19 protein-coding genes are annotated in these 25,233 nt (G+C 71.1%); 12 read left to right on the forward strand and 7 right to left on the reverse strand.

What is annotated here, in order from left to right:
* Positions 1 to 19: 19 nt before the first annotated feature.
* Positions 20 to 607, reverse strand: a complete 588-nt coding sequence (locus AB0M02_RS20000; RefSeq protein WP_364228726.1) for a TetR family transcriptional regulator — start codon at positions 605 to 607, stop codon at positions 20 to 22.
* A gap of 47 nt (positions 608 to 654) precedes the next feature.
* Between AB0M02_RS20000 and AB0M02_RS20005 the strand changes: the two genes are divergently transcribed.
* Entirely contained in the window at positions 655 to 3,795 is a 3,141-nt protein-coding gene (locus AB0M02_RS20005; protein WP_364228728.1) for a cytochrome P450, read from the forward strand.
* Positions 3,796 to 3,924: 129 nt separating this feature from the next.
* On the opposite strand, the gene AB0M02_RS20010 is transcribed toward AB0M02_RS20005, so the two are convergent.
* The 5 genes from AB0M02_RS20010 to AB0M02_RS20030 form a co-directional block, all read right to left on the reverse strand.
* The gene (locus AB0M02_RS20010; RefSeq protein WP_364228730.1) at positions 3,925 to 5,952 is read right to left on the reverse strand and encodes an acyltransferase family protein; all 2,028 of its coding nucleotides are present in this window, start codon (positions 5,950 to 5,952) and stop codon (positions 3,925 to 3,927) included.
* A gap of 181 nt (positions 5,953 to 6,133) precedes the next feature.
* Positions 6,134 to 7,450 carry a serine/threonine-protein kinase gene (locus tag AB0M02_RS20015; RefSeq protein ID WP_364228732.1) on the reverse strand — a complete coding sequence of 439 codons (1,317 nt, stop codon included), beginning with the start codon at positions 7,448 to 7,450 and terminating at the stop codon, positions 6,134 to 6,136.
* Positions 7,451 to 7,523: 73 nt separating this feature from the next.
* On the reverse strand, positions 7,524 to 7,904 hold the full coding sequence (locus AB0M02_RS20020) for a RidA family protein (RefSeq protein ID WP_364228734.1): 381 nt from the start codon (positions 7,902 to 7,904) through the stop codon (positions 7,524 to 7,526).
* Positions 7,904 to 9,115 (reverse strand): amidohydrolase/deacetylase family metallohydrolase, encoded by a 1,212-nt coding sequence (locus AB0M02_RS20025; RefSeq protein WP_364228736.1) that lies wholly within the window; start codon positions 9,113 to 9,115, stop codon positions 7,904 to 7,906. The genes AB0M02_RS20020 and AB0M02_RS20025 overlap by 1 nt, the downstream gene beginning before the upstream one ends.
* A complete protein-coding gene (locus AB0M02_RS20030; protein ID WP_364228738.1) occupies positions 9,112 to 10,383 on the reverse strand; it encodes a helix-turn-helix domain-containing protein in 1,272 nt (423 codons plus the stop codon). Before AB0M02_RS20030 ends, AB0M02_RS20025 begins: the two co-directional genes overlap by 4 nt.
* A 107-nt stretch (positions 10,384 to 10,490) precedes the next feature.
* Between AB0M02_RS20030 and AB0M02_RS20035 the strand changes: the two genes are divergently transcribed.
* Genes AB0M02_RS20035 through AB0M02_RS20050 form a run of 4 tightly spaced genes read left to right on the forward strand, consistent with a single transcriptional unit; the run spans position 10,491 to position 14,843 of the window.
* Positions 10,491 to 11,753: an extracellular solute-binding protein gene (locus AB0M02_RS20035; RefSeq protein WP_364228740.1), complete on the forward strand. Its 1,263-nt coding sequence runs from the start codon at positions 10,491 to 10,493 to the stop codon at positions 11,751 to 11,753.
* Positions 11,750 to 12,631 (forward strand): sugar ABC transporter permease, encoded by an 882-nt coding sequence (locus tag AB0M02_RS20040; protein WP_364228742.1) that lies wholly within the window; start codon positions 11,750 to 11,752, stop codon positions 12,629 to 12,631. The genes AB0M02_RS20035 and AB0M02_RS20040 overlap by 4 nt, the downstream gene beginning before the upstream one ends.
* Positions 12,628 to 13,467 carry a carbohydrate ABC transporter permease gene (locus tag AB0M02_RS20045; RefSeq protein ID WP_364228744.1) on the forward strand — a complete coding sequence of 280 codons (840 nt, stop codon included), beginning with the start codon at positions 12,628 to 12,630 and terminating at the stop codon, positions 13,465 to 13,467. Before AB0M02_RS20040 ends, AB0M02_RS20045 begins: the two co-directional genes overlap by 4 nt.
* Before the next feature lie 17 nt (positions 13,468 to 13,484).
* Positions 13,485 to 14,843 carry a beta-N-acetylhexosaminidase gene (locus tag AB0M02_RS20050; protein WP_364228746.1) on the forward strand — a complete coding sequence of 453 codons (1,359 nt, stop codon included), beginning with the start codon at positions 13,485 to 13,487 and terminating at the stop codon, positions 14,841 to 14,843.
* Positions 14,844 to 14,845: 2 nt separating this feature from the next.
* Here the strand turns inward: AB0M02_RS20050 and AB0M02_RS20055 are convergent, their stop codons facing one another.
* Positions 14,846 to 15,766, reverse strand: coding sequence for an aminoglycoside phosphotransferase family protein (locus AB0M02_RS20055; protein ID WP_364228748.1), 921 nt, complete (start codon positions 15,764 to 15,766; stop codon positions 14,846 to 14,848).
* A gap of 74 nt (positions 15,767 to 15,840) precedes the next feature.
* Here AB0M02_RS20055 and AB0M02_RS20060 point away from each other — a divergent pair, with 74 nt between their 5' ends.
* The 7 genes from AB0M02_RS20060 (at position 15,841) to AB0M02_RS20090 (ending at position 23,729) form a co-directional block, all read left to right on the forward strand.
* Positions 15,841 to 17,040, forward strand: a complete 1,200-nt coding sequence (locus AB0M02_RS20060; RefSeq protein WP_364228750.1) for an alanine racemase — start codon at positions 15,841 to 15,843, stop codon at positions 17,038 to 17,040.
* A 115-nt stretch (positions 17,041 to 17,155) separates the two neighbouring features.
* Positions 17,156 to 17,989 carry a hypothetical protein gene (locus AB0M02_RS20065; RefSeq protein WP_364228751.1) on the forward strand — a complete coding sequence of 278 codons (834 nt, stop codon included), beginning with the start codon at positions 17,156 to 17,158 and terminating at the stop codon, positions 17,987 to 17,989.
* 79 nt (positions 17,990 to 18,068) lie between these two features.
* Positions 18,069 to 19,832 carry an aspartate--tRNA ligase gene (gene aspS, locus AB0M02_RS20070; protein WP_364228753.1) on the forward strand — a complete coding sequence of 588 codons (1,764 nt, stop codon included), beginning with the start codon at positions 18,069 to 18,071 and terminating at the stop codon, positions 19,830 to 19,832.
* A gap of 103 nt (positions 19,833 to 19,935) precedes the next feature.
* The gene (locus tag AB0M02_RS20075) at positions 19,936 to 20,520 is read left to right on the forward strand and encodes a winged helix-turn-helix domain-containing protein (RefSeq protein ID WP_364228755.1); all 585 of its coding nucleotides are present in this window, start codon (positions 19,936 to 19,938) and stop codon (positions 20,518 to 20,520) included.
* On the forward strand, positions 20,517 to 21,782 hold the full coding sequence (locus AB0M02_RS20080) for an MFS transporter (protein WP_364228756.1): 1,266 nt from the start codon (positions 20,517 to 20,519) through the stop codon (positions 21,780 to 21,782). Before AB0M02_RS20075 ends, AB0M02_RS20080 begins: the two co-directional genes overlap by 4 nt.
* Positions 21,783 to 21,799: 17 nt before the next feature.
* Complete coding sequence (locus tag AB0M02_RS20085; RefSeq protein WP_364228758.1) at positions 21,800 to 22,018, forward strand: hypothetical protein; 219 nt, start codon at positions 21,800 to 21,802, stop codon at positions 22,016 to 22,018.
* A gap of 121 nt (positions 22,019 to 22,139) precedes the next feature.
* Positions 22,140 to 23,729 (forward strand): replication-associated recombination protein A, encoded by a 1,590-nt coding sequence (locus AB0M02_RS20090; RefSeq protein ID WP_364228760.1) that lies wholly within the window; start codon positions 22,140 to 22,142, stop codon positions 23,727 to 23,729.
* The last annotated feature ends 1,504 nt before the right edge of the window (positions 23,730 to 25,233 follow it).

Raw genomic sequence — 25,233 nt, forward strand, 5'->3', positions numbered from 1 at the left:
ACGTGTAACCCTTTGATGATCAAAGCACGCGCCCGGGCCCTACCCGGGCGGCCACGCCGTCGATCAGCAGATCCACGGCCAGGGCGAATCCGGTGTCGTCGGCCTTACCGGCCCCGATCAGCCGCCGCATGGTCCCGTTCACCTCGGTGTGCAGCAGCCCGCCCACCAGAACCGCGCAGACCGCACCCGTCCGCTCCACCTCGGGCTCGGGCAGCCCGGCACCACGCAGCACCGCGCACAGTGTGCGCCACATCGGGCCGCCTCGCTGGATCACGTCGTCGGTGGTGAACGCGTACCGGATCAGGTTGCGGTGGGCGAGGCTCAGGGCACGGAATTCGTACGCCAACCGCCGCAACTGCTCCTGCCACGGCCCGTCGCCGACCTCGATGTGTTCGGCGCCCTCGGTGATCAGCCGGGTCATGCCGTCGAGCAGCGCCGCCTTGTTCTCCACGTGGTGGTAGAGCGACATCGGATTGACGCCCAGGTCGGCCGCGAGTTTGCGCATGCTCAGCGACTCGACCCCGTCGGCGTCGACGATCCTGAGCGCCGACCGGAGGATCACGTCCCGCGTCAAGCGTTGATCACCAGACTTTGCGCTCTCAGCCATACGCCGTATGGTAGCGCCATACACCGTATGGCTGAGGAGGTTTCCCCGTGACCGCCGCGATTCCCGCACCGCGCGGGCTGCCGATCGTGGGCAATGGACTGCAGGTTCCGGTGGAGGGCACGCACCGGTTCTTCGCCGAGCTCGCCGCGCAGCACCCCGGCGGCGTCTTCAAGCTGAACCTGGCCGGCCGGCACGTCGTCTTCGTCCACGACCCCGACCTGGTCGCCGAGCTCTGCGACGAGTCGCGCTTCTTCAAGCCGGTGGACGGTCCGCTCGCCGATGTCCGCGACTTCGCCGGTGACGGCCTGTTCACCGCGCGGGAGGACGAGGCGGTCTGGGGTCAGGCGCACCGGATCCTGCTGCCGGCGTTCAGTCAGCGCTCGATGAAGGCGTACTTCCCGCAGATGCTCGCCGTCGCCGACGATCTGGTCCGCGCGTGGGAGGGCCGCTCCGAGGTGGACGTCTCCGACGACATGACGCGGCTGACCCTCGACACCATCGCGCTGGCCGGGTTCGGCCGGTCGTTCCGGTCCTTCGAGAACCCCGAGTTGCACCCGTTCCTGCAGGCGATGGGCAACGCGCTGACCGAGGTGATGCACCGGGCTCGTCAGCTTCCCGTGGTCACCAGCCTGAAGAAGAAGGCCGACGCTCGGTACAGATCCGACATCTCGGTGATGCAGGAGACGGTCGACGAAGTGATCCGGGCCCGGCGGGCGAGCGGTGCGAAGTCCAACGACCTGCTCGGCCTCATGCTCGGTGCCGCCGACCCGGTCACCGGCGAGAACCTCACCGACGAGAACATCCGCAACCAGGTGCTCACGTTCCTGATCGCCGGGCACGAGACCACCAGCGGCACGCTCTCGTTCGCGCTGCACCTGCTGCTGCGCAACCCGCACGTGCTCGCCCGCGCCTACGCCGAGGTCGACCGGATGCTGCCCGGCGACACGGTGCCCACCTACGAGACGATCATGAAGCTGGACGTGATCCCGCGGATCCTCGACGAGACGCTGCGGCTGCTCTCACCGATCCCGTTCATCGGCCTGATGTCGCGCGAGGACACCACGCTGGGCGGGCGCTATCCGATTCCCGCGGGTCAGAAGATCGGCGTGCTGCTCAAGCCCCTGCACACCAACCCCTCGGCGTGGCCGGACCCGGAGACGTTCGACATCGACCGGTGGCTGCCCGAGCGCAAGGTGGAGCATCATCCGCACGCGTACAAGCCGTTCGGCAACGGTGAGCGGGCGTGCATCGGGCGGCAGTTCGCGCTCACCGAGGCCCGGCTCGCGCTCGCGATGGTCCTGCAGCGGTTCGCGATCTCCGATCCGGACGGTCACCGGCTGCACATCAAGCAGACGCTGACGATCAAGCCCGAGGACTTCCGGCTGCGGCTGCGGGTGCGCCGGCCTCACGAGCGCCTGGCGGCGGTCCCGGAGGTGCCGACGGCGCCGGCGACCGAGGCGGCCGAGGTTCAGGCTTCGGGGGTACGGCTGACCGTCGCGTTCGGCTCCAACCTCGGCACCTCCGAGGACCTCGCACAGCAGGTCGCCGACCGTGGCCGCCGCTCCGGTTTCGACGTGACCGTCCGTACGCTCGACGAGCTCGCCACCGACCTGCCCACCGAGGGTCTCCTCGTGGTCGTCACCTCCAGCTACAACGGCAAGGCCCCGGACAACGCGCAGCTCTTCGACGACCTCTCGATCCCGGCTGGCGCACTGGACGGCCTGCGGTACGCGGTGCTGGGCAACGGCAACACGCAATGGGCCACGTATCAGGCGTACCCCCAAAGGGTTGACCTGAAGTTGCGCCAAGCCGGCGCCGAGCCGGTGGTTGCTCGCGGCGAAACAGACGCTTCGGGTGATTTCGACGGCATGGCGCAGGCCTGGCTCGACGGCCTGTGGACGGCGCTGGCCGCCCGCTACGGCACCTCCGCGCCCCCGGCCGGCACCGGTCCGCGCTACGCGGTGGAGGTCCTCGGCGACGATCAGATCCGGCCAGCCGTGGTGTCCGACGCCGCCTACCCGATCATGGTCTACGCCGTCGACGAGTTGGTCAGCGACCCCACGGACCTCTGGGACTTCAGTCACGAAGCGCCACGACCCGGCGTCAAGTCCATCACCGTCCGTATCCCCGATGGCGTGACCTATGCGGCCGGCGACCACCTGGCCGTCTACGCGAAGAACGACCCCGAACTGGTCGACTGGGCGCTGCACACCCTGCGCGTCTCCCGCGACCTGGTGGTCCGGCTGACCCAGGACGGCGACCGGCCCACCGGTCTCCCGCTGGGCCTGCCGGTCACTGCCGGGCTTCTCCTCACCGACTTCCTCGAGTTGCAGGAGCCTGCCAGTCGCGCACAGATCTCGCAGCTCACGGGGTTCACCGAGTGTCCCTGGACGACCCGTCAGCTGTCCGGCCTGATCACCTCCTACGAGGACGAGGTGCTCGCCAAACGGCTCTCCGTGCTCAGCCTGCTCGAACGGTTCCCGGCGATCGCCCTGCCGTTCGGCGTCTACCTCTCCCTCGTCGGCACGATCAAACCGCGCTTCTACTCGATCTCGTCCTCCCCCTCTGTCGACCCGTCACTGGTGACCATCACCGTGGGTCTGGTGGACGGGCCGTCACGCACGGGAAGTGGGCGGTATCGCGGAATGTGTTCGCAGTACCTGGCCCGGCTGCAGCCTGGGGACGTCTTCTATGGGCATGTGCGGGTGCCGGTGCCGCCGTTCCGGGCTCCGTCCTCGAACGTGCCGATGATCCTTATCGGGCCGGGGACGGGGTTCGCGCCGCTGCGCGGGTTCCTGCAGGAGCGGGCGATGGCGGAGTCGCGCGGGGCGGCCCTGCTGTTCTACGGGTGCCGGCATCCGTCGCACGACTGGCTCTATGGGGACGAGATGCGCGAATGGGAGGCCGGCGGGGTGGTGGACCTGCGGGTGGCATTCTCGGCGGTTCCTGGGCATCCGTGGCGGTATGTGCAGGAGGCGGTGGCGGCGGCCGGGGATCGGATCTGGGAGCTGTTGGAGGAGGGCGGGCACGTGTATCTGTGCGGGGACGGTGCGCGGATGGCGCCGGCTGTGCGGGGGGAGTTGCTGGGGTTGTACAGGCGGAAGACCGGAGGAACGGCGGAGCAGGCTGAGGGGTGGTTGCGGTCGTTGGAGGGAGCCGGCCGGTATCAACAGGACGTCTTCGCCTGAACAGTCCAGACCAGTGTGTGGTTTTCGGGTGCGGAGCGGGGCTCAATTCCACACGCGGTTGGTTGGGGGTGGAGTGTGTGGTTTTCGGGTGCGGAGCGGGGCGGAAGTCCACACACGGTTGGGTTGGGGTTACTGCGGGAGTTGTCGGCGCATCAGGGGGGTCATCGCCGTGGCGATCGCGGTGCTCAGGTGGCTGTAGTCGCGCCACACCATCGCGTTGCCGATGATCGCGGGGCAGACCGTCTCGGTGCAGAACCACGGCTGGGTGTCGATCACCGTGATGCCGCGTTCGCGGGCCGCGGCGGCGACCATCGCGCGGCGGGTCGGTTCCAGGATGGCGTCGCGCACGGGTCGCCCGCACCTGTCGATCCGCTTCGGGTTGGTGACGATGCACTCCGGTGTGGAGCCGACCGGCCACGGCGTGTCCAGGACCAGGACGAGTTGAGCCCCGGTGGCTTCGAGGCGCTCGAAGGACGTGATCCAGGCTCTGGTCCAGAGCAGGTCGCCGTCGGGGCCCTCGTCCAGCGGAACGTTGTCGGGGGTGACCATGCCGCCCGGGTCGCCGCCGCTCGAGGCCATCACGATCATCTTCGGCTTGACCTGTTCGATCTCGCGGAAGACCGATTCGCGCCAGGCGACGCACTCCTGGTAGGGGCGCTTCAGGACACCGTTGTAGACGAGCACGGTGGCCGTACGGCAGGCGGACTTGGACCGGTTCGCCAGCTTGAGGCCACGCTCGGTGGCGATCTCGTTGAACGCCGGGAACCAGTGCGCGGCGTGCGAGTCGCCGAACAGGAACATCTCGTCCCTACCGGCCGGGTCGCCGTACCAGCACGGGTGGAGCATGGCGCTCTCCTCGTACCCTGCGTGGCAGTCGTCCCGGTAGATCACCGGCTTGTCCTTGGTCGCCTTCAGCGGGCCGGGCTGCACGTTCTCCGGGATCCGCTGCAGCCTGGCCGACTGCTGGACCAGCGTGCGCACCCGGCCGAGCGGGTCGGCGGCGGTGGCGATCGCCTGCACGGTGTCGGCGGCCGGTCCGCCGGTCGGCAGCGGCGGCGTGTGGCCGCTCGCCACGAGGGCGACGGCGGCGGTCGCCGCGGACAGGCCGAGGCCCATGCCCAGGCCGCGCCACGACTGCGACTTGATCCAGGAGAACGTCCGGACCGGGTTCTCGACCAGGTGGTACGACGCGACGGCGACGACAAGCGACGCGGCGGCGAGCAGCAGGTTCAGCTGCAGTGTCGGCTCGATCTCCAGCGCCGACGGGCCGATCATCAGGACCGGCCAGTGCCAGAGATAGAAACTGTACGAGTACCGCCCGACCAGCTGGAACGGGCGCGTACCGAGAACGGTCGCCGCGCCGCCACGAGGGGCCGCGCATCCGGCCGCGATGATCGCCGCCGAGCCGAGCACCGGCAGCAGCGCCGCCGAGCCGGGGAACGGCGTCTGCTCGTCGTAGAGCAGCGCGGAGGTGATCACCGCGGCCAGGCCGGCCCAGGTCAGCACGGCGGCGAGCCTGGCGGGCAGCCCCGCGAGCCGCGCCGCGCCGATCGCCACGAGGGCGCCGATCGCGAGTTCCCACGCCCGCGTGTGCGCCCCGAAGTACGCCCACGGCGCCGACGTCTGCGTCTGGTTGACGCTCACCGTCAGCGACACCGCGGTGATCGCCGTCAGCGCGATGACGAGCGGGACCCGTGTCCGGCGGCGGGTGAGTGCGAACAGCAGGATCAGCAGCGGCCAGACGAGGTAGAACTGCTCCTCGACGGCGAGCGACCAGAAGTGCTGCAGCGGTGAGGGCGCGGCGTCGGCGTTCAGGTACTCGACGCCCTCGCTCGCGAGCCGCCAGTTGATGCCGTAGAAGGTGGCGTACAGCGCGTCCAGACTGATCGAGTTGAACCGGGTGGACGGCAGCCAGAACCAGGCGCCCACCACGGTGGCCCCGAGCACCAGGGTGGACGCGGGCAGCAGCCGGACGGCGCGGCGGGCGTAGAAGCCGGCGAGCGAGACCGTGCCGGTGCGCGACAGCTCGTTCAGCAGCAGCGTCGTGATCAGGAAGCCGGAGATGACGAAGAAGACGTCCACTCCGACGTAGCCGCCGGCCAGGCCGGTGACACCGGCGTGCGACAGGACCACGAGGACGACGGCGACGGCCCGCATGCCCTCGATGTCGGGGCGGAACCCGAGATGTGGCCGGGGCTTGGGGATCGTTTCGGCCGGAGTTGCTGCAACTCTGTCTACGGTGACCGACATGTCCTGCCTTGGGGGGCGCAGTGGCGGGGCTAAGTGGGGGATCGTACCGATCGCCTCACAGCTTCAACACAGGACCTTCATCGGATCTTCATCGGTCAGTCGTATCGGGCTGCGCCGGAGTTGCCGGGTTTGTAGTGCTTGTCTCCTCCTCTTCGGGGGCTTCGGTGGTCGTCGCTGTCTCCTCCGGCCGGGTGGGCTCCGGCTCCGCCGTGGTCGTGCTGGTGGCGGGCGGTCGCGTCGCCTCGGGTTGATCGTCCTCGGCGCCGGTGGACGTGCGGTCGTCGTCCTCGGCGGCGGGGTTGGTCTTGGCCTTCTGCTGGCCGGCGTTGCCCTTCTTGGCCGGCGAGGGGGACTGCGACGGCACGCCGGCGCTGGGGGTGGGGGTGGAGGCCGGATTGTCCTCGAAATACCCGAAAGGGTCAGTCGCGGCGAAAACGGCGCCGATCCCGAGGAGCGTGAGAAGTGCCGCGGCGATCGCGAGGACGGCCCGCCGGCGTCGCGGTGGCGGCGGGCTGTCCGGAGCGACCCACTGCTGAGTGGCCTCGGTGGGCGGCGGAAGGGGAGGAGCGACAGCCACAGCACCGACAAAAGAAGCGGGAGCTGCGGCCTCGGCGGCCTCGGCCATCGCGGTGGCCGACGGGAAGCGCGCCGCCGGATCCTTGGCCAGCGCCGTCTCGATCAGCTCCCGGACCGGCGCGGGCACACTGTCCGGCAGCGGCGGCGGTTCACTGTCGAGATGCTGCAGGGCGACCATCAGAGGGTTGTCGCCCATGAACGGCGGGCGCCCGGCGAGGCAGTGATAGGCCACCACACCCAGGGCATAAAGGTCGGCCGACGACGTGGTGACGCGCTTGGCGACCTGCTCCGGTGCGATGTAGAGGGCGGTGCCGACGACCTCCTTGGCCCCGGTCAGGGTGACCGAGTTGGCCGACCGCGCGACGCCGAAGTCGACGAGGACCACGGTGCCGTCCGGCTCGACGATGAGGTTCCCGGGTTTGACGTCGCGGTGCACGATGCCCGCCTCGTGTGCGGCGGCCAGCGCGCGGGCGGCCTGCGCCACGATCGACATCGTCTGGTGCGGTGTGAGCGGGCCGCGCTCGGCGATCCACTGGTTCAGCGGTACGCCGTCGACCCGGGCCATCACCAGGAAGGCGCCGTCACCGGTGTCGCCGAAGTCGTAGACCGGGGCAACACCCGCGTGCCGCAGCGCCGCCATGGCACGTGCCTCGTGGTGGAACCGGGTCCGGAAACCGGTGTCGCCCGCGTACCCGGCCAGCAGCGTCTTCACCGCGACCGGCCGGTCGAGGACGGTGTCGGTGGCGCGCCAGACCTCGCCCATGCCGCCCGCGGCGATCCGGTCGTCCAACCGGTAACGGGCACCGAGCAACTCTCCGGGGGAAGGCATGGGTCTTCCCGTACCCAATTAAGTCTGTCGTTATCCGCCCGCCCCGGAGGGCGGACGGATCGAAGAAAGAGGGTCAGGCGCCGGTGTAGAGGACCGCGTCGATCTCGATGTCGAAGCCGACCAGCGCCACTGGCAGCGTCGTCCGGACCGGCAGGTGCTCGCCCTTGATGTACTCCCGGTAGATCGTGTTCATCTCCGCGAAGTCATCGAAGTCGCGCAGGTAGACGCCGATCCGCACGGCCTGGTCGAGGCTGGAGCCGGCCGCCTCCGCGACCGCAGCCAGGTTCTGGAAGGCCGCGTGCGCCTGCTCGGCGAAGGTCCCGGTGACCCAGGTGCCGTCGGGCCGGGCCGGAACCGCCCCGGCCAGGTAGATGGTGTCGCCGGCGACGACGGCGTGCGAGTACGGTCCGCCGGGCGGCGCTGCCTTGTCGGTCATCACGGCACGCTTGGGCATCAGGAACTCCTCGGTTCGGTTCTCGGGAACTGTTCGGCCAGGCCCTCCACGTCCACCAGGGGCGTGCTGAGCAGGGCACGGATGCGGCGCTCACGGTCGGCCAGGGCGGACCGTTGCGGGTCGGTGAGCGGGATCCACGGCGCGGGCGGTGCGGGCAGGCGCGGTGTCAGGAGGCAGCCGGCGACGTACGTGCCCTCGTTGACGAGACGGATCGGCGAGGTGCGGACGGCACGATGCGCGTCGGCGACGGTGAACGGCTCACGGCGTACATCAAAGATCGCGAAGTCGGCGGGGTCGCCCACCGTGAGCGAACCGCCCGGCAGGCCCAGCGCCCGGGCCGGACGGACCGTGACCGCATCGACCACGTCGGACAGCGCGACGCCGCAGGCGAGCAGTTTGGCCATGGTCGTGGGCAGGTCGAAGACCGGGCCGTGCAGCGAGCGCGCGTGCAGGTCGGTGGAGATCGTGTACGGGGAGAGCCCCGCCTCCAACTGCCGTTCGAGCACGTCGAAGGCGAACCCTCCGGACCCGTGCCCCAGATCCAGCAGCACGCCCCGCGCCGCCGCCTCCCGGACGGCCGGCCCGAGCGGCGCCGCGATCCCGCTCGCGCAGTGCGTCATCAGGTCGCCCGGCCGCAGCAGCCCGGCCACCTCGTCCAGCGACGGCGGCGTGGTGCCGATGTGGACCATGACCGGTACGCCGCACGCCTCCGCCGCCGCCAGCCCGCGCCGCAGCGGCTCCACCCCGTTCTCGCCGACCGTCTCATGATCGATGCGCACCTTGATCCCGCAGAACAGGTCGCGGTTCGCCTGGATCGTGTCGATCGCCAGCGGCACGTCGCAGTTGCCCAGGTCGCGGCACTCGCCGGTGCGCCCGGCCAGGCCGACCGCCGAGATGTTCAGCAGCGCGCGCACCCGCACTGACGCGGTCTGCGCGACCCGCCGCAGCCCGGCCACCGTGTACGCGCCCGCCGACCCCGCGTCCACCCACGTGGTGACGCCGGAATACCACGCGATCGGGTCCGGGTCGATGCCCCAATAACCGGGTCCGACGTGGGTGTGCGCGTCGATCAGGCCGGGCGTGACCAGCTTCCCGGTGGCGTCGACGACCTGGCGGGCGTCGCGCGGCAGACCGGGACCGACGGCGGCGATCCGGCCCTGGCCCACCGCGATGTCCCGGTCGTCGCCGACGATCAGCAGGTCCCAGCTCACGAGACGGCCCCCACGATGCTGAGGCGGTAGAGCCGGGTCGGCCGGCCCTTGCGGTGCTCCTGCGCGCTGCCGGTCTCGATGACCAGGCCGGCCGCGGTGAGTTTGCGGATCAGCCGGCGCCCGCTCGGGTCGGTGATGCCGAGGGTCCGGGCCAGTTCGCCGGGGGAGAGCGCCCGGCCGTCCAGGCTGCGCTCGATGGCGGCGAGCCGGGAGAGGGTGGCGGGGCTGAGCCCGGCGCGGGTCGCGAGCTGCTCGATCCCGCCGTGCTCGCGGTAGGTGTAGGTGAGCGGCACCGCGGTCGCGCCCATCGGCCCGATCGTCATCCCGTCGCCGGTGAACAGGTACGCACCGGGTTCCGTGTCCTGCTCGGCGCGGGCCGCCGCCCGCTCGGCCAGGGCGACGCTGAGCCGGGCGGACGCGCCGATGCCGAACCCCGCGACGGCGCGTACGCCGAGGGTCTGCCGTGCCTCGGCCAGGACCGGCAGGCCGACCCACTGGTGTGTCACGGTCTCGAACAGCGACGCGGGCGCGAAGACCAGCACGCCGCGCGGGCCCCGGTGGTCGATCCAGGCGTCGGCGAACTCGGGAGTGTTGAGCAGCAGGTGCTGCAGGGCGACGCGCGTGCGGTCGTCGGGTTTGCCGATCAGGAACAGCGCGGCCGCGAACCGCTGCCCGTCGGCGCGCTTGTGGTGGATGCGCAGGGCGAGTTCGTTGAGGTCGGCGCGGATGGTGCCGGGGGTGGCGAGGGCGTGCAGCACCGCGGTCTGCCCGTCGAGCGCGGCGGCGACGCCCATCCGGACGCTGATCACGTACGGCGCGCCGGTGCGGGCCAGCTGCTCGCGGTGGAAGTCGGCCACCTCGGCGACGGGCTGCGCCGGGTCGAAGGGCAGGGCCGCGATCGCCGTCCGGTCCAGGCCGAGGGCGGCGGCGACCTCGTCGACCGTCTCGGTGGCGAACGTGTCCACGCTGACCGGCGTGGCCGGCCATCCGTTGCCGCGGGCGCGGGCCCAGGCCAGCGCCAGGTCGAGGGCGGCCGAGCGGGTGACTTTCACCGGCAGGCCGTCCGGGATCAGGTCACGGCAGCGAGCGTACGGGACGAGCCCGAGCAGCAACCCGTCCGGCCGATGGTCGCGCAGCAGCCCCGCGACCAGGTCGCGGATCTCGTCCTCGCGCTCGTAGATCGCCCAGGCGAACTCGACGCCGGTGAGCGTGCTCGCCGCGTCGGCGAATCGGGCCCGGTGGGCGGCGTGCACGACCAGTCCGATCATTTCGTCCCGTTCTCAAATGGTTCGTAAATCTATGGGTTGACGCCTCACCTGGCAGCCGACAGTCTAGAGCACAATCTAAACGAACTACTTACGAACATGGTGCGTTTATGAAGAAGCGATTGATCGTCCTGGCTCTGGCCCTCGGCCTCTCCGCCTGCGGGGCTCCGTCCACCTCGTCGTCCTCCGGGGCCGCCGCAGACGGCGGGCCGCGTACCGGCGCCCTCAAGGTCTGGCTCTTCGACGAGCCGAACCGCGCCCCGAAGGAGGCGGTCGTCAAGGAGGCGGTCGCCGAGTTCACCGCCGCACACCCGGACACCACCGTCGACCTGCAGTACATCGCCGTGGACACGCGCAGTGAGCGGTTCAAGGGCGCCTTCAACGACCCGGCCAGCGCGCCCGACGTGGTCGAGTACGGCAACACCGACCTGCCCGAGTACGCGGCCGCCGGTGGCCTCGCCGACCTGGGTGCGACCGTCTCCGGCTGGGCCGAGGGCGCCGACCTGAGTTCCTCGGCGCGGGCGAGCGCCACCTACGAGGGCACGCTGCTCGGCGTGCCGTGGTACGTCGGCGTGCGCGCCCTCTACTACCGCACGGACCTGTTCACCGAACTCGGGCTGAAGCCGCCGGCCACGCTGGCCGAGCTGAGCACCACCGCGAAGACGATCCGGTCGAGGAAGCCGGACCTGTACGGGATCGCGGTCGGCGGCAAGTACACGTACGGCGCGATGCCGTTCGTGTGGGCCAACGGCGGCGAGCTCACCGCGATCAACTCGGCGCAGTCGCGGACCGGGCTGAAGGCGTACACCGACCTGATCGCCGCGGACAACTGCCCGCCGCAGAACTGTGCCGACCTGACCGGCGGCAAGACCGTCGAGCTGTTCGCCAGTGGCAAGGCCGCGATGGGCATCCTCGGCAACTTCAACCGGGCCGCCGTCGACGCCGGTGTTGCCAAGGGTAGGTACGCCGTCGTCCCGCTGCCCGGCGTCACGGCCGGCTCGATCGCGCCCGCCTTCGCCGGCGGCAACAACCTCGGGATCATGAAGAACGCACAGCGGCCGGCGCTGGCCGCCGACTTCCTCACCCTGCTGGCGAGCAAGAAGTACCAGGCCAAGATGTACGACGCGATGGGCAACCTGCCGACCCTGAAGGCCGCCAGCGCCGAGATCGCCGCCAAGGACACCTTCGTCAAGCCGTTCCTCGACACCATCGACGCCGGGACCAAGTTCGTCCCGCTCGACCCGGGCTGGGGCAAGATCGACTCCTCCGCGGTGCTGCCCACGATGATCGAGAAGGTCGCCACCGGCAAAGCCACCGTGGACCAGGCCACCGACGAGGCCGCCAAGCAGATCGACGAGGCGCTCACCAAGTGACCCTGCGGCGCGGCTTCACCCCGCTCTGGCTGCTGCTGCCCGCGGTGGTGGTGCTCGGGGGCCTGTTCCTCTACCCGATGTACCAGCTGGGCCTGCTCTCGGTGCTCGACTTCACCCAGGCGCAGGTCAGCGGCGGGCAGCCCACCCGGTTCGTCGGCGCGGAGAACTACACCCGGCTGACCGGTGACCCGAGGTTCTGGTCGGTGCTGGGCGCGACCGTGGTCTTCGCCGCCGCCTGCGTGCTCGCCACGCTGGCGGTCGGCGCGGCCCTGGCAGTGCTGCTCACCCGGATCGGCCGGGTGGCACGGCTGACGCTGTCTCTGGCCGCGATGGCGGCTTGGGCGGTTCCCGCGGTCTCCGGCTCGACGACCTGGATGTTCCTGTTCGACACCGACCTGGGCTTCGTGAACCAATTGTTCGGCATCGAGGGATACAACTGGATGTACGACCGCTACACCGCGTTCGCCCTGGTCGGTGCCGCTGTCGTCTGGGCGTCGTTCCCGTTCGTCATGGTCACGCTGTACGCCGGCATCGAGGCGATCCCCAAGTCGGTGCTGGAGGCGGCGTCCCTGGACGGCGCGGGCCCCTGGCGCTCGTTCTGGCGGATCATGGTGCCGATGTTGCGGCCGGTGCTCGCGATCGTGGTGATCCAGTCGATCATCTGGGACTTCAAGATCTTCACCCAGATCTACGTGATGACGCGCGGCGGCGGGCTCGCCGGCCAGAACCTCACCCTCAACGTGTACGCCTATCAGCAGGCCTTCGCGTCCAGCGAGTACGGCCGGGGCGCCGCGATCGGCGTGGTGATGATGCTGATCCTGCTGGCGGTGACCCTCGTCTACCTGCGGGCGCTGCGCCGATCGGGAGAACAGCTATGAGACTCGGCCGGCGCCTGCTGGACACGGTGGCGGTGCTGATCGCGCTGATCACCGTCTTCCCGATCTACTGGATGGTGCTGTCCGCGGTGAAACCGGCCGGGGAGATCCAGTCGCTCGACCAGAAGCCGTGGACCCTGGCACCCTCGCTGGACGCCTTCCGGCGGGTCCTGTCGGTCAACGACTTCGGCCGATACCTGCTCAACAGCCTGATCGTGGCGCTGGTCGTGGTGGCCGTCTCCGGCCTGATCGCGTTCCTCGCCGCGGTCGCGCTGAGCCGGTTCCGCTTCCGGTTCCGCACCACGATCCTGGTGGCGTTCCTGATCGCGCAGATGGTGCCGATCGAGGCCCTGACCATCCCGCTGTTCTTCCTGGTCCGCGACATCGGCGCCACGGTGCCCGGCATCGGGCTCAACACGCTGGGCTCGCTGATGCTGGTGCACACCGCGTTCACGCTGCCGTTCGCGATCTGGATGCTGCGCGGCTTCGTCCAGGCGATCCCGGACGAGCTCGACGAGGCGGCGCAGATCGACGGCGCCGGGCGGTTCACGATCCTCTGGCGGATCCTGTTCCCGCTGGTGGCGCCGGGTCTCGCGGCGGTCAGCGTGTTCTCCTTCATCCACGCGTGGAACGACTTCCTCTTCGCGCGTACCTTCATCATCAGCGCGGCCGACAACCAGACTCTCCCGATGGCGCTGCTGGTCTTCTTCAAACCCGACGAGAACGACTGGGGTGCGATCATGGCAGCATCGACGCTGATGACCCTGCCGGTTCTGATCTTCTTCCTGGTGGTCCGCCGCCGGCTCGTCGCCGGCCTGGGCGGGGCGGTGAAGGATTGATCCCGCACCCTGCGCGGGTGGCCCTCTCCGGGGGGCACTCACCCTTCGCGGGCGAGCCGCGGCTGATCATCGATCCAGCTTTACCCCGTGAGGGGTACGAGCTGAGCGTCGCCGACGAGATCGAGGTCCGCGGCGGGTCCGCTGCCGGTGTCTTCTACGGCCTGCAGACCCTCCGTCAGCTCGGCCGCCCCACCCCCCGGGTGAGCATCACCGACGCGCCGCGGTTCGGCTGGCGCGGCGTGCTGCTCGACGTCGCCCGCCATTTCATGCCGGTGCCGGACGTGCTCCGCTTCCTCGACCTGCTGGCCTTCCACAAGCTCAACGTCCTGCACCTGCACCTGACCGACGACCAGGGCTGGCGGGTCGAGGTGCCGGGCTGGCCACGGCTCACCTCGGTCGGGGCGTGGCGCAGCGAGTCGATGCTCGGGTCGCGCATCCACTCGCTCCACGACGGGACGCCGCACGGCGGGTTCTACACCGCTGAGGATCTGCGGGCGATCGTGGCGCACGCCGCCGAGCGGCACATCACGGTCGTGCCCGAGATCGACATGCCGGGGCACATGCAGGCCGCGATCGCCGCCTACCCCGCGCTGGGCAACGGCTGGACCGGACCGGTCCGGACCGGCTGGGGCATCTCGCCGCACGTGCTCAACCTGGCCCCGGCCACCCTGGACTTCTGCCGGCAGGTCCTCGACCACATCTGCGACATCTTCCCGTCCGAGCTGATCGGCATCGGCGGTGACGAGTGCCCCACCGAGGAGTGGACCGACGGCCAGTCCCAGGCCGCGTTCACCGCGCTGATGGCCGAGCACCTGGCCGGCCGCGGCCGCCGGATCTACGGCTGGGACGAGATCCTGGCCGGTGGCGCGCCGCCCGGCGCGGTCGTCGCGGCCTGGCGTGGCATCGAACCGGCCGAGGTCGCGATCCGGGCCGGCCATCAGGTCGTCTGCTGCCCCGACGTGAAGCTCTACCTGGACTACCGCCAGTCCGAGGACCCGGGCGAGCCGACACCGGTCGGCACCCTGCTCACCCTCGAGGACGTGTACGCCTACAACCCGCCGGAGTCACCACTCGTTCTCGGCGCTCAGGCGAACCTCTGGACCGAGCACATGGAGTCGCTGCGGCGGGTGGAGTACATGGCCTTCCCGCGACTCTGCGCGTTCGCCGAGGTGGTGTGGGGCCCGGCCGAGCGGGACTTCGCCGATTTCGCGGCGCGGCTGCCCGAGCATCTGGCCCGGCTCGACGCGCTGGGTGTGAACTACCGCCCACTCAGCGGACCCCGGCCGCAGGACGCCCGGCCGGGTGCACCGGGCAACCCGCGTGCGCTCGACGACCGCCTCGCCGAACTGCACGAGATGACCGCGGACCTGCGGTGACCTCAGGGCAGCAGGGGGAGGAGCCGCTCGGCCAGCCGCAACGAGCGCATGTTTCTCCCGCCGTCGCCCTCGAACATCCAGACCTCGGAGAGCACGCCCTGGGCGAAACCCCACGCGGTGACCCGGTCGACCGGGATGCCCAGGCCGTCGGCGAGCTGCTCGATCCGCGCCCGCGCCAGATCCAGCACGGTGTCGTCGGGATCCAGCGGATCCGGGTTGTAGAGCAGCGCGCCGGCCTCGTACCCGGGATCGCCGATCACACCGTGCGGGTCGATGGCGAGCCACGGTTCCCGGTCCGCGGTCAGTACGTTGTCGTGGTGCAGGTCGCCGTGGAGCACCACCCGTCCGGTCGCCGTGGCGCAGAGATCGGCGAACAGCTCGCGGGCCCGCTCCACCAGGTGACGGGGGATCGGGCCGCCGTCCGGGAAGCGGCGCAGGTGGTCGTCGAAGGAGGCGACCCGGCGGGACAGCTCCGGCAGCGGCAGGCCGGGCGGCGCGGGCCGGTGCAGCCGCCGCATCACGTCGATCAGCGCGGCCGTCGCCTCCTCGTCCCGCTCCGGCACGAGCGAGCGGACCTGCACACCGGGCCTGGCCTCCTCCTCCAGCAGCGCGCCGAGCGTGTCGTCGCGGCCCAGCAGCGCCACCGCGCCGTTCCCGGCGAAGAACTCCAGCGCGACCGCCTCGTCGGCGAGGTGCCCGGCCTCCGGAACGCCCAGTTTCAGCACCGCCGTCGAGCCGTCCGCCCGGCGTACCCGCGTCACCCAGTTCATGCTCAACGGAAACGGTTCCTCGACAGTCAGGTCCCATTTCCGCAGTACCTGCCCCGCGATCCGGGGCAAGGCGGCGAGCCACCGCCGTCCGTCGGCACCCCAGCAGTCCTCGACGGTACGGGTGAACGTGGCGGGCAGCGCGATGTCGACCATGACCGGCAGTCTCGCAACAGCCGACGGTTTCGCAACAGCGGACCGTCTCGCAACAGCCGACGAGGGAGGGCAACGTGTCGATCGACTGGCGCAGCAAGGGATTCTGGTCGCCGGAGGAGGTCCTCGACCCTGAGCGGATAGCCGCGGAACGACCAAGCATCTTCGGCGGCGGCTTCACCTGGCCGCTGCTGGTGGTCCGGCGTGCCGGGGTGGAGGCGAACATCGCCACGATGGCGGCCTTCTGCGAGCGGCACGGGTTCGACTTCGCGCCGCACGCCAAGACGTCGATGGCGCCCGGCCTGATCCAGGCGCAGCTGCGGGCCGGCGCGTGGGGCATGACCGTGGCGACGGCGAACCAGGCGCTGATCCTGCGGCGGCTCGGTGTCGAGCGGGTGCTGATCGCCAACGAGATCCTCGACCCGGTGGCGCTGCGCTGGCTGGCTGCCGAGCGCGCGGCGGGCTGGGAGGTGTACTTCCAGGTCGACTCGGTCGCGGGGGTACGAGCGGCGGCCGCGGCCGGTGGGCCCTTGAGCGTCCTCGCCGAGCTCGGGCACCCGGGTGGGCGTACCGGGGTGCGGACCCTGGACGAGCTGGAGACGGTGGCGCGGGCGGTCGAGGCGGCGCCCGGTGTCGAGCTGGCCGGGGTGACGGCGTACGAGGGACAGCTGCCCGACCAGTACGCCGTCGACGAGTTCCTGGACCGGCTCGTGGAGGGGTTCGAGCTGCTGGCGAAGGAGGGACTCCTGCCCGAGCAGCCGATCCTCTCCGCCGGTGGCAGCGCCTGGTTCGACCGGGTCGCCGAGAGACTCGAGGGCTTCGGCAGGCGGGCCCGGCTGATCCTGCGCAGCGGCGCGTCGGTCACTCACGACGACGGGTTCTACCGGGAGCACACGCCGTTCGTTCGCGTACCCGATCAGGGCGGTCTCACCGCGGCCCTGGAGGTCTGGGCCCAGGTCCTGTCGGCGCCGGAGCCGGGTCTGGCGCTGGTCGGCATGGGCAAGCGGGACGTGCCGTTCGACGAGGGACTGCCGGAGCCGCAGGAGATCCGCGACGCGAGCGGGTCGGTACGGCCGGCGGCCGGCCTGCGGGTGACGAGGCTGAACGACCACCACACGTATCTGGAGTCCGGGCCCGGCGGCGGGACCGGGCTGGAACCCGGCGACCTGATCCGGTTCGGGATCTCGCACCCGTGCACCGCCTTCGACAAGTGGCGGGACATCCCGGTGGTGGATGAGGAGCGGCGGGTCGTCGAGGTCCTCCACACGTATCTGTGAGTCGCTCGGGGGAGTCAGTCCCCTCGATGGGGGATGTTCCGTGGAGATCACGGGTGTTTATGGTGATTGAGCGCTGATCAAGCGACTTCAACCACTGCGCCCGCTGGAGTCCGCCATGCCCGTTTTCCGTGCAGCCGCCAGCGAACCGCCCGACCGACCGGCGCAGAACGCCACACCGCACCACGCGCCGGTGGGCGGGACCTACACCGGAGGGGTCGCGGCTCAGCGCAACGTGACGTATCCCGCGCCGGCGCCGGCGCAGCAGCGGCAGGGCGGCCCGGCGGCGCCGTGGACGCCGCCCGTGCAGCGGACCGCCGGACCACGGTTCGCGGAGGGCCCGACCGAGCCGTTGCGGGACACGGAGACGCGTGCGTCCGCGCGTACCCCCGAAAAGCGTGACCGAAGCGCCTGGGTGACCATCGCGGTGGTGGTCAGTCTGCTGGCTCTCGCGGTGGCGGTGGGCGCGGGATTCCTCTCGTGGCGTGCCATGGAGATGGCGCGGGCCGCGCAGGCACCGGTGGCACCGGGCCGCGTGACCGAACCCGAGGAATACCCGGTGAGCTACGCGAAGGAGCCGCTACGAGTGCAGGTGGGCTGTTCCGCTGTCCTCTTCCTCGACCTCGACGAACCTCGCGCGGACGCGCCGGAGCAGACCGCCGACCTGCGCTACGACAGCCGGTGCGGTGACCAGCCGCCACGGCTCAGCCTCGGCGCGGGCGCGGCGTCCGGCAGCCAGCGCACCGGCGCCGACCTGGACGCGGCCGGCTGCCTGCGCGCGATCCGGACCAGCCCGCTGGGCCCCGGTGCCGACATCGAGGTACGCAAAGGCGTGGCGATCTGCGTGCTGACCGCGGCGAATCCGGCCGAACTCGTGCTCGTGGAGATCATCGACGTCGGCGGCACCGGCACCGCCGGCCTGCGTGCCACATCGTGGCGGGTCCCCCGCTGACCGGCCCGTGGCACGCGGCGCGGGGCGTGCCTGACAGAATGTCGGGTGCGCCCCGCGAACCCTGTTAGGAGACGTTTCCGTGATCCGTACCCATGACGCCGGCACTCTGCGCGCGAGCGACGCCGGCACGACGGTGACGCTCGCCGGGTGGGTCGCCCGCCGGCGTGACCACGGCGGTGTCATCTTCGTCGACCTGCGGGACTCCTCGGGCGTGGTCCAGGTGGTGTTCCGCGAGGAGGACGCGCACGCGCTGCGCAACGAGTTCTGCGTGAAGGTCGTCGGCGAGGTGAACGCCCGCCCGGCCGGAAACGAGAACCCGGAGCTCGCCACCGGCGAGATCGAGGTGGTCGCCAGCGAGCTGACCGTGCTCTCCGAGGCGGCCGCGCTGCCGCTGCCGGTCGACGACACGATCACCGCCTCCGACGACCTGCGCCTGAAGTACCGCTACCTCGACCTGCGCCGCTCCGGCCCGGCGAAGGCGCTGCGCCTGCGCAGCCGCGCCAACCAGATCGCCCGCGAGGTGCTGCACGCACGCGACTTCAACGAGATCGAGACGCCGACGCTGACCCGGTCGACGCCCGAGGGCGCCCGCGACTTCCTGGTCCCGGTCCGTCTCCAGCCCGGCACGTGGTACGCGTTGCCCCAGTCCCCGCAGCTGTTCAAGCAGCTGCTGATGGTGGCCGGCATGGAGCGGTATTACCAGATCGCCCGCTGCTACCGGGACGAGGACTTCCGCGCCGACCGGCAGCCGGAGTTCACCCAGCTCGACATCGAGATGTCGTTCGTCACGCAGGACGACGTGATCGCGCTCGGTGAGGAGATCGTGTCGAAGCTGTGGAGTGAGCTGGCGGATCACGAGATTCCGCTGCCGATTCCGCGGATCACGTGGACCGATGCGATGAATCGGTACGGCTCGGACAAACCGGACCTTCGGTATGGGGTTGAGCTGGTTGAGCTGACTTCCTATCTGCGTGGGACGTCGTTCCGGGTCTTCGCCGGCGCCATCGACGCCGGGGGCTATGTCGGCGCCGTGGTGATGCCGGGAGGCGCGTCGCAGTCGCGCAAGGAGCTGGACGGTTGGCAGGACTGGGCCAAGGCTCGGGGTGCCAGGGGTCTGGCCTATGTGGTGCTCGACGAGTCGACGGGCGAGGCTCGTGGACCTGTCGCGAAAAATCTGTCATCTGACCATTTGTCGGGTTTGGCGGACGCGGTTGGGGCCAAGCCGGGTGACGCGATCTTCTTCGCGGCGTCGGCTGAGCGGCGTGAGGCGCAGGAGCTGCTCGGCGCGGCGCGGATCGAGATCGCCAAGCGGGCCGGGCTGATCGACGAGTCGGCGTGGGCGTTCTGCTGGGTCGTCGACGCGCCGATGTTCGAGAAGACCGACGAGGGCGGCTGGACCGCGGTGCACCACCCGTTCACCTCGCCCAACGACGAGTGGATCGGGACGTTCGAGGAGGCGCCGGACCGGGCGCTCGCCTACGCGTACGACATCGTCTGCAACGGCAACGAGATCGGCGGCGGCTCGGTCCGTATCCACCGGGCCGACGTGCAGAGCCGGGTCTTCGACCTGCTCGGCATCACGCCGGACGAGGCCGCGGACAAGTTCGGCTTCCTGCTGGAGGCGTTCAAGTACGGCCCGCCGCCGCACGCCGGCATCGCGCTCGGCTGGGACCGGACGTGCATGCTGCTCTCCGGCAACGAGTCGATCCGTGAGGTCATCGCGTTCCCGAAGACCCGGGGCGGCTATGACCCGCTGACCACGGCGCCGACGCCGATCACGCCTCAGCAGCGACTCGAGGCGGGTATCGACGCGAAGCCGAAGGCGGCTGGGGACGCTTCGTAGGTTTGCTTCTGTTCGGCGGCCGGGCTTCCTGCCCGGCCGCCTCTTCTTTGCGGATGATGCACAGTTTCTTTGCATAGATTCTGTGCACAGATATTGTGGAAGCATGTCCGACGAGATCAATCAGGTCCACCTCTCCGGCAAGCAGATCCGGGTGCTGGCCCACCCGCTGCGGGTGCGGCTGCTCGGGCGTCTGCGGGCGGAGGGCCCGGCCACCGCCACGAGACTGGCCGAGATGCTGAACACGAACACCGGCGCGACCAGCTACCACCTGCGGCAGCTGGCGGACGCGGGCCTGGTGGTCGAGGAGGAGCGACCCGGCGGCGGGCGCCAGCGGTGGTGGCGCGCCGCGCACGAGATGTCGAGCTGGCGCCGGAGCTACTACGTGGACGACCCGGATGCCACGGCCGCGGCCTCGTGGCTGGAGATCTTCCAGGTGAATCGCTTCGTCGAGCTGGCCGAGGAGTGGCAGCACGGTCTGTCGCGGGAGCCGGCGGAGTGGCGTGACGCCGGTGAGCTGTCCGACTACCTGCTGACCATGACCGCCGGGCAGGTGCACGACCTGATGGAGGAGATCGAGGAGGTCGTCGTCCGCCACGAGCGCGCCTCCCAGGCGGACCCGCAGCCCGGCGCGCGCCGGGTCTCGCTCTACCTGGCGGCGCTGCCGCGGATGCCGGAGGAGAGCCGATGACCGCCGAGCAGCTCCGCCTTCGCTACCTCGTCCTGCTGGGGCTGCGCTGGCTCCCGGTCGGGCTGGTCATCCCGGTCATCGTGCTGCTCCCGCTGGAGCGCGGGCTCACAGTCGCGCAGGTCGGTGCGGTCGCCGCCGTCCAGGGCTTCACGGTCCTCTTCCTGGAGCTGCCGACCGGCGGCCTCTCCGACGCGGTGGGGCGCCGGCCGGTCCTGCTGGCCGCAGGCGTGATCAATCTGGCCGCGCTGAGCCTCTGGACGGTCGCCGACACGGTTTCGATGTTCGCCGTGGTCTACCTGCTGCAGGGGGTTTACCGGGCGCTCGACAGCGGGCCGCTCCAGGCCTGGTTCGTCGACGAGGCTCTGGCGCGGGACCCGGAGGCGGACATCGAGACCGGCATCAACCGGGGCGAGGTGGTGCTCGGCCTGGCGATCGCCGGTGGCGCCCTGGCGAGCGGCGGCCTGGTCTGGCTGGGCCCGATCGGCGGGGTGAGCGCGCTGACCGTGCCCGTCGTTGCCGGGCTGATCATCAGTGGGCTCGGCACGGTGGCGACCGCACTGCTGATGACCGAGGAGCGGCCGGCTCGCGGCCTCTCGGGTTTCATGGCCTCGGTCCGCGGGGTGCCGGCGGCGATCGGTGGTGCGCTGTCGCTGGTGCGGCGATCGAGGGTGGTGTTCGCGCTGATCATGGTGGAGTTCTTCTGGAGCGTCGGCATGGTGACGTTCGAGAAGCTGATGCCGGTGCGGCTCAGCGAGGTGATGGCCGATCCCGGTGCGGCGGCGGCACTGCTCGGCCCGGTGAATTCGGCGGCGTGGGTGGCGTCGGCGGCCGGCGCGGCAGCGGTGCCGCTGATGACGAAGCGCCTCGGTGCCCACTGGACCGGGTTCACGCTGAAGCTCGTGCACGCGCTGACGATCGTCGCGATGGGGCTCCTGGCCGGTCCGGCGGGGGTGATCGGTGGATTCCTGCTCTGCTACGCGGTGCACGGTGCCGCCAACCCGGTGCACGCGGGGCTGTTGCACCGGCAGGCGGAGGGCGGTTACCGCGCGAGCCTGATCTCGCTGAACTCGATGGTCGGGCAGCCCGGCTTCGCGATCGGGGCGATCGTGCTGACCGCGGTGGCGTCCGGTGCCGGGACATCGGCGGCGATCGTGGTGGGCGCGGTCGTGCTGGCTCTCGGTGCCCCGCTCTACCTGGTCCGTCCAAAGGTCGAGTTTCGGGAGGCCACCCATGCGGGTACCAGCGGGTCACTGGCTCTCTGATCCCCCCGGAGGAACCGATGCTCGCCATCGCTGCAGCCGTCGTTTTCGGCGTTTGGCTTCTGGCCGACCTGCTGGACACCCAATTCGGCGCACCCGACCTGTTCAACTTCCCGACGATGGCCTCCCTCGGCCTGTTGCTGCTGTCGCTCTACCTGGCCGGCATCGGCAGCGGCCCGCGGACCGGCACCGGCACCAGCGGCCGTCGCTTCTACGGCCGCCGGCCCGGTCGCGGCTGACGCTCGACGTCCGGCCGCTCTTGACTCTCTGTGATCGCCCGCCCACTGTGGGCGGGCGATCACGGGAGCGCTTCCAGCTCCGTTTCGGATCACTGCCGCCCGGCCGGTAATGTCGATTGCGATGGACACGGACGGGCTTTTCTCCCTCACGCCGCCGGCGCACCCGGCGGGTGCCGAGACCGCCGGTTTCGCGTCACCGTCCGTTGACGCTCCGCTACCGGTGCGGATGCGCCCGGCGACCATCGACGAGCTCGTCGGCCAGGAGCACCTGCTCGCTCCGGGAGCGCCGCTGCGGCAACTCGTCACCGGGTCCAGTCCGATGTCGGTCATCCTGTGGGGACCCCCGGGCACCGGCAAGACGACGATCGCGCACCTGGTCGCCAACGCCACCGACCGCAAGTTCGTGGCCATGTCGGCGCTGACCGCCGGCGTCAAGGACGTGCGCGCGGTGATCGACACCGCCCGGCGCGAGCGGCGTTACGGCGGGCCGCCGACCGTCCTGTTCATCGACGAGGTCCACCGCTTCAGCAAGACGCAGCAGGACTCACTGCTCGCGGCGGTCGAGGACCGCACGGTCACGCTGCTCGCCGCCACCACCGAGAATCCGTATTTCTCGGTCATCTCGCCGCTCCTCTCCCGCTGCGTGCTGCTCACCCTGCAGGCCCTCGAGGAGGACGACGTCCGCCGGCTGATCCGCCGCGCGGTCACCGACGAGCGCGGGCTGGGCGGGGCGGTCACCCTCTCCGCCGAGGCAGAAGATCATCTTGTACGCCTGGCGTCCGGTGACGTACGCAAAGCTCTGACCGCCCTCGAGGCCGCGGCCGGATCAGCGCTGGCCCAGGACGTCAAGGAGATCGACCTCGCCACCGCCGAACGAGCCGTGGACGTGGCCGCCGTCCGCTACGACCGGGACGGCGACGCGCACTACGACGTGATCAGCGCGTTCATCAAGAGCATGCGCGGCAGCGACCCGGACGCGGCGCTGCACTACCTGGCCCGGATGCTGGTCGCCGGCGAGGACCCGCGGTTCATCGCCCGGCGCATCGTGATCTTCGCCAGCGAGGACGTCGGCATGGCCGATCCGCAGGCGCTGCTCGTGGCGTCGGCCGCGGCCCAGGCGGTGCAACTGATCGGCCTTCCCGAGGCCCAGCTGAACCTCGCGCAGGCCGTCGTGCACATGGCCACCGCCCCCAAGTCGAACAGCGTCACCACGGCCCTCGGCGCCGCGATGGCCGACGTGCGGGCCGGTCGCGGCGGCGTGGTCCCGCCGCACCTGCGCGACGCCCACTACCCGGGCTCCAAGGGCCTGGGCCACGGCCGAGGCTACCGCTACCCCCACGACGACCCACGCGGCGTCGTCCGCCAGCAGTACGCACCGGACGATCTCGTGGGAACGGACTACTATCGGCCGTCCGACCACGGCGCCGAACGCGCGGTGGGCGAACGGGTGCCCCGACTGCGCCGGATCGTGCGCGGTTCGGCAACACCCGTAACCGGAGGCGTGACCAGGTCGGTTACCGCTTCGGCGGGCACGCCGAACCACGCGGCGGCTGGTGTTCGCGCCGAGGATGCGTCACAGTCTTCGGCGGACTCCGCTTCCGAAGTGATCGCGCAGGGTCCGGGAACCGTAACAGATGGTGTGGCAGCCGTCGACAGTGACCAAAAGCCGGAAGACGACAGCGGCGACAGCGCCGGGAAGGAACAGCCGTGAAAGCGCGGGGTGCCGAACGGCCCGACGACGACGCCGGTAAGAAGGGTCGTCGCTTCGGGCGTGGCCGGCCCGAGCAGCCGGTTGTGCCCGAGGAGATCCCGCAGGAGGAGACCGGCTGGCTCGACGACCTCCGCACAGCCAAGGAGGAACGGTCGGCCATCGGCCCCGGCGCGGCACCCGGCGAGGCCCGCACCAGCAAGTCGGGCCGCATGGCACCGGGCCCCGACGAGGCCCCGGCCGGCGAGATGCCCGGCGACTTCGGCGACGACGCGCCGGGCTGGCAGGCGGGCTCGGGCGAGCACTCCACCGGCGGCTGGCAGGGCGGCCAGGGCTCCCGGGCGATTCCCGCTCAGCCCGGCCGGATGACGCCGGGTTCGGTGTCCTCGCCGCCTTCCGTGTCTCCGGTCTCCGCCGCACCGTCCGCGCCCGCCCCCGCGCCCGCCCCCGCGCCCGCCCCCGCGATGCCACCGGGTGCCCCGCCGTTGTCGGGTCCCGGCCAGCGGTCGGGTCTGGTTCCTGGTGGTCCTGGTGGTCCTGGTCAGCGGCCGGGGGCTGTTCCCGGTGCTCCTGGTCAGCGGCCGGGGGCTGTTCCCGGCGCTCCTGGTCAGCGGCCGGGGAGCGAGCAGATGCCTCGGGAGATGTCGCAGGGGCCGGGTCGTGGGCAGGTTCCTCCTGGTCAGGCGCCCGGTCAGATGCCGCCCGGTCAGCCGAGTGGTCAGGTGCCGCCGGGTCAGATGCCGCCCGGTCAGCCGAGTGGTCAGATGTCGCCGGGTCAGATGCCGCCGGGTCAGCTGAGTGGTCAGGTGCCGTCGGGTCAGATGCCACCGGGTCAGCTCGGTGGTCCGGGTCGTCGGCCGGCTGTGCCCGGTCAGGGTCCGGGCCAGATGAGTGGACCGGTGCCGCCCGGCCAGGGCCGTGGCCAGGTGCCCGGCCAGTTGCCTGGCCAAGCCCCCGGCCAAGCCCCCGGTCAGTTGCCGCCCGGGGTTCGCCGGGCCGGCCCGCCCCCGCAGGGCGGCCGTGCGGCAGGTCCGGGGGAGCCCGGACACGGACGGCGCCAGATGGACGCCGACCCGACCTACGGCGGCCAGAACCCCGCCGGCGGTCCCGCTCCCGTTCCGCTGTCGGGCAACGCACCCGAGATCCCCGGCGTCCACCCGGCCTCCCCGCCCTCTCGCGGCGCGGCCCCGGGCGTGCGCCCCACCTCACCCGCCGCCAGGCCGGTTTCCCCCGGCGTGCGCCCCGTCTCTCCCGGCGCCCCGGCCCGCGACCGTTTCCGCTCAGGCGAACCGGCCCGCCCCGGCTTCGACCACCCGTCCGGCCCGATCCCGGGGTATGACCCGGTCCATCAGTCCGGCGCCATCCCGCCCCTGCCCGGGCAGGGAGATGACCGGCGCGGTCGCCGGCACTCACGTTCCGAGGAACCGGAGAGCCCCACCGGCCGCCATGGCCGAGCCGGACACGCGGCCCCGCCCGCCGGCGAACGCACCGGCAGGCACGGCACTGT

Source organism: Actinoplanes sp. NPDC051861, assembly GCF_040681145.1.
Classification (GTDB): domain Bacteria; phylum Actinomycetota; class Actinomycetes; order Mycobacteriales; family Micromonosporaceae; genus Actinoplanes.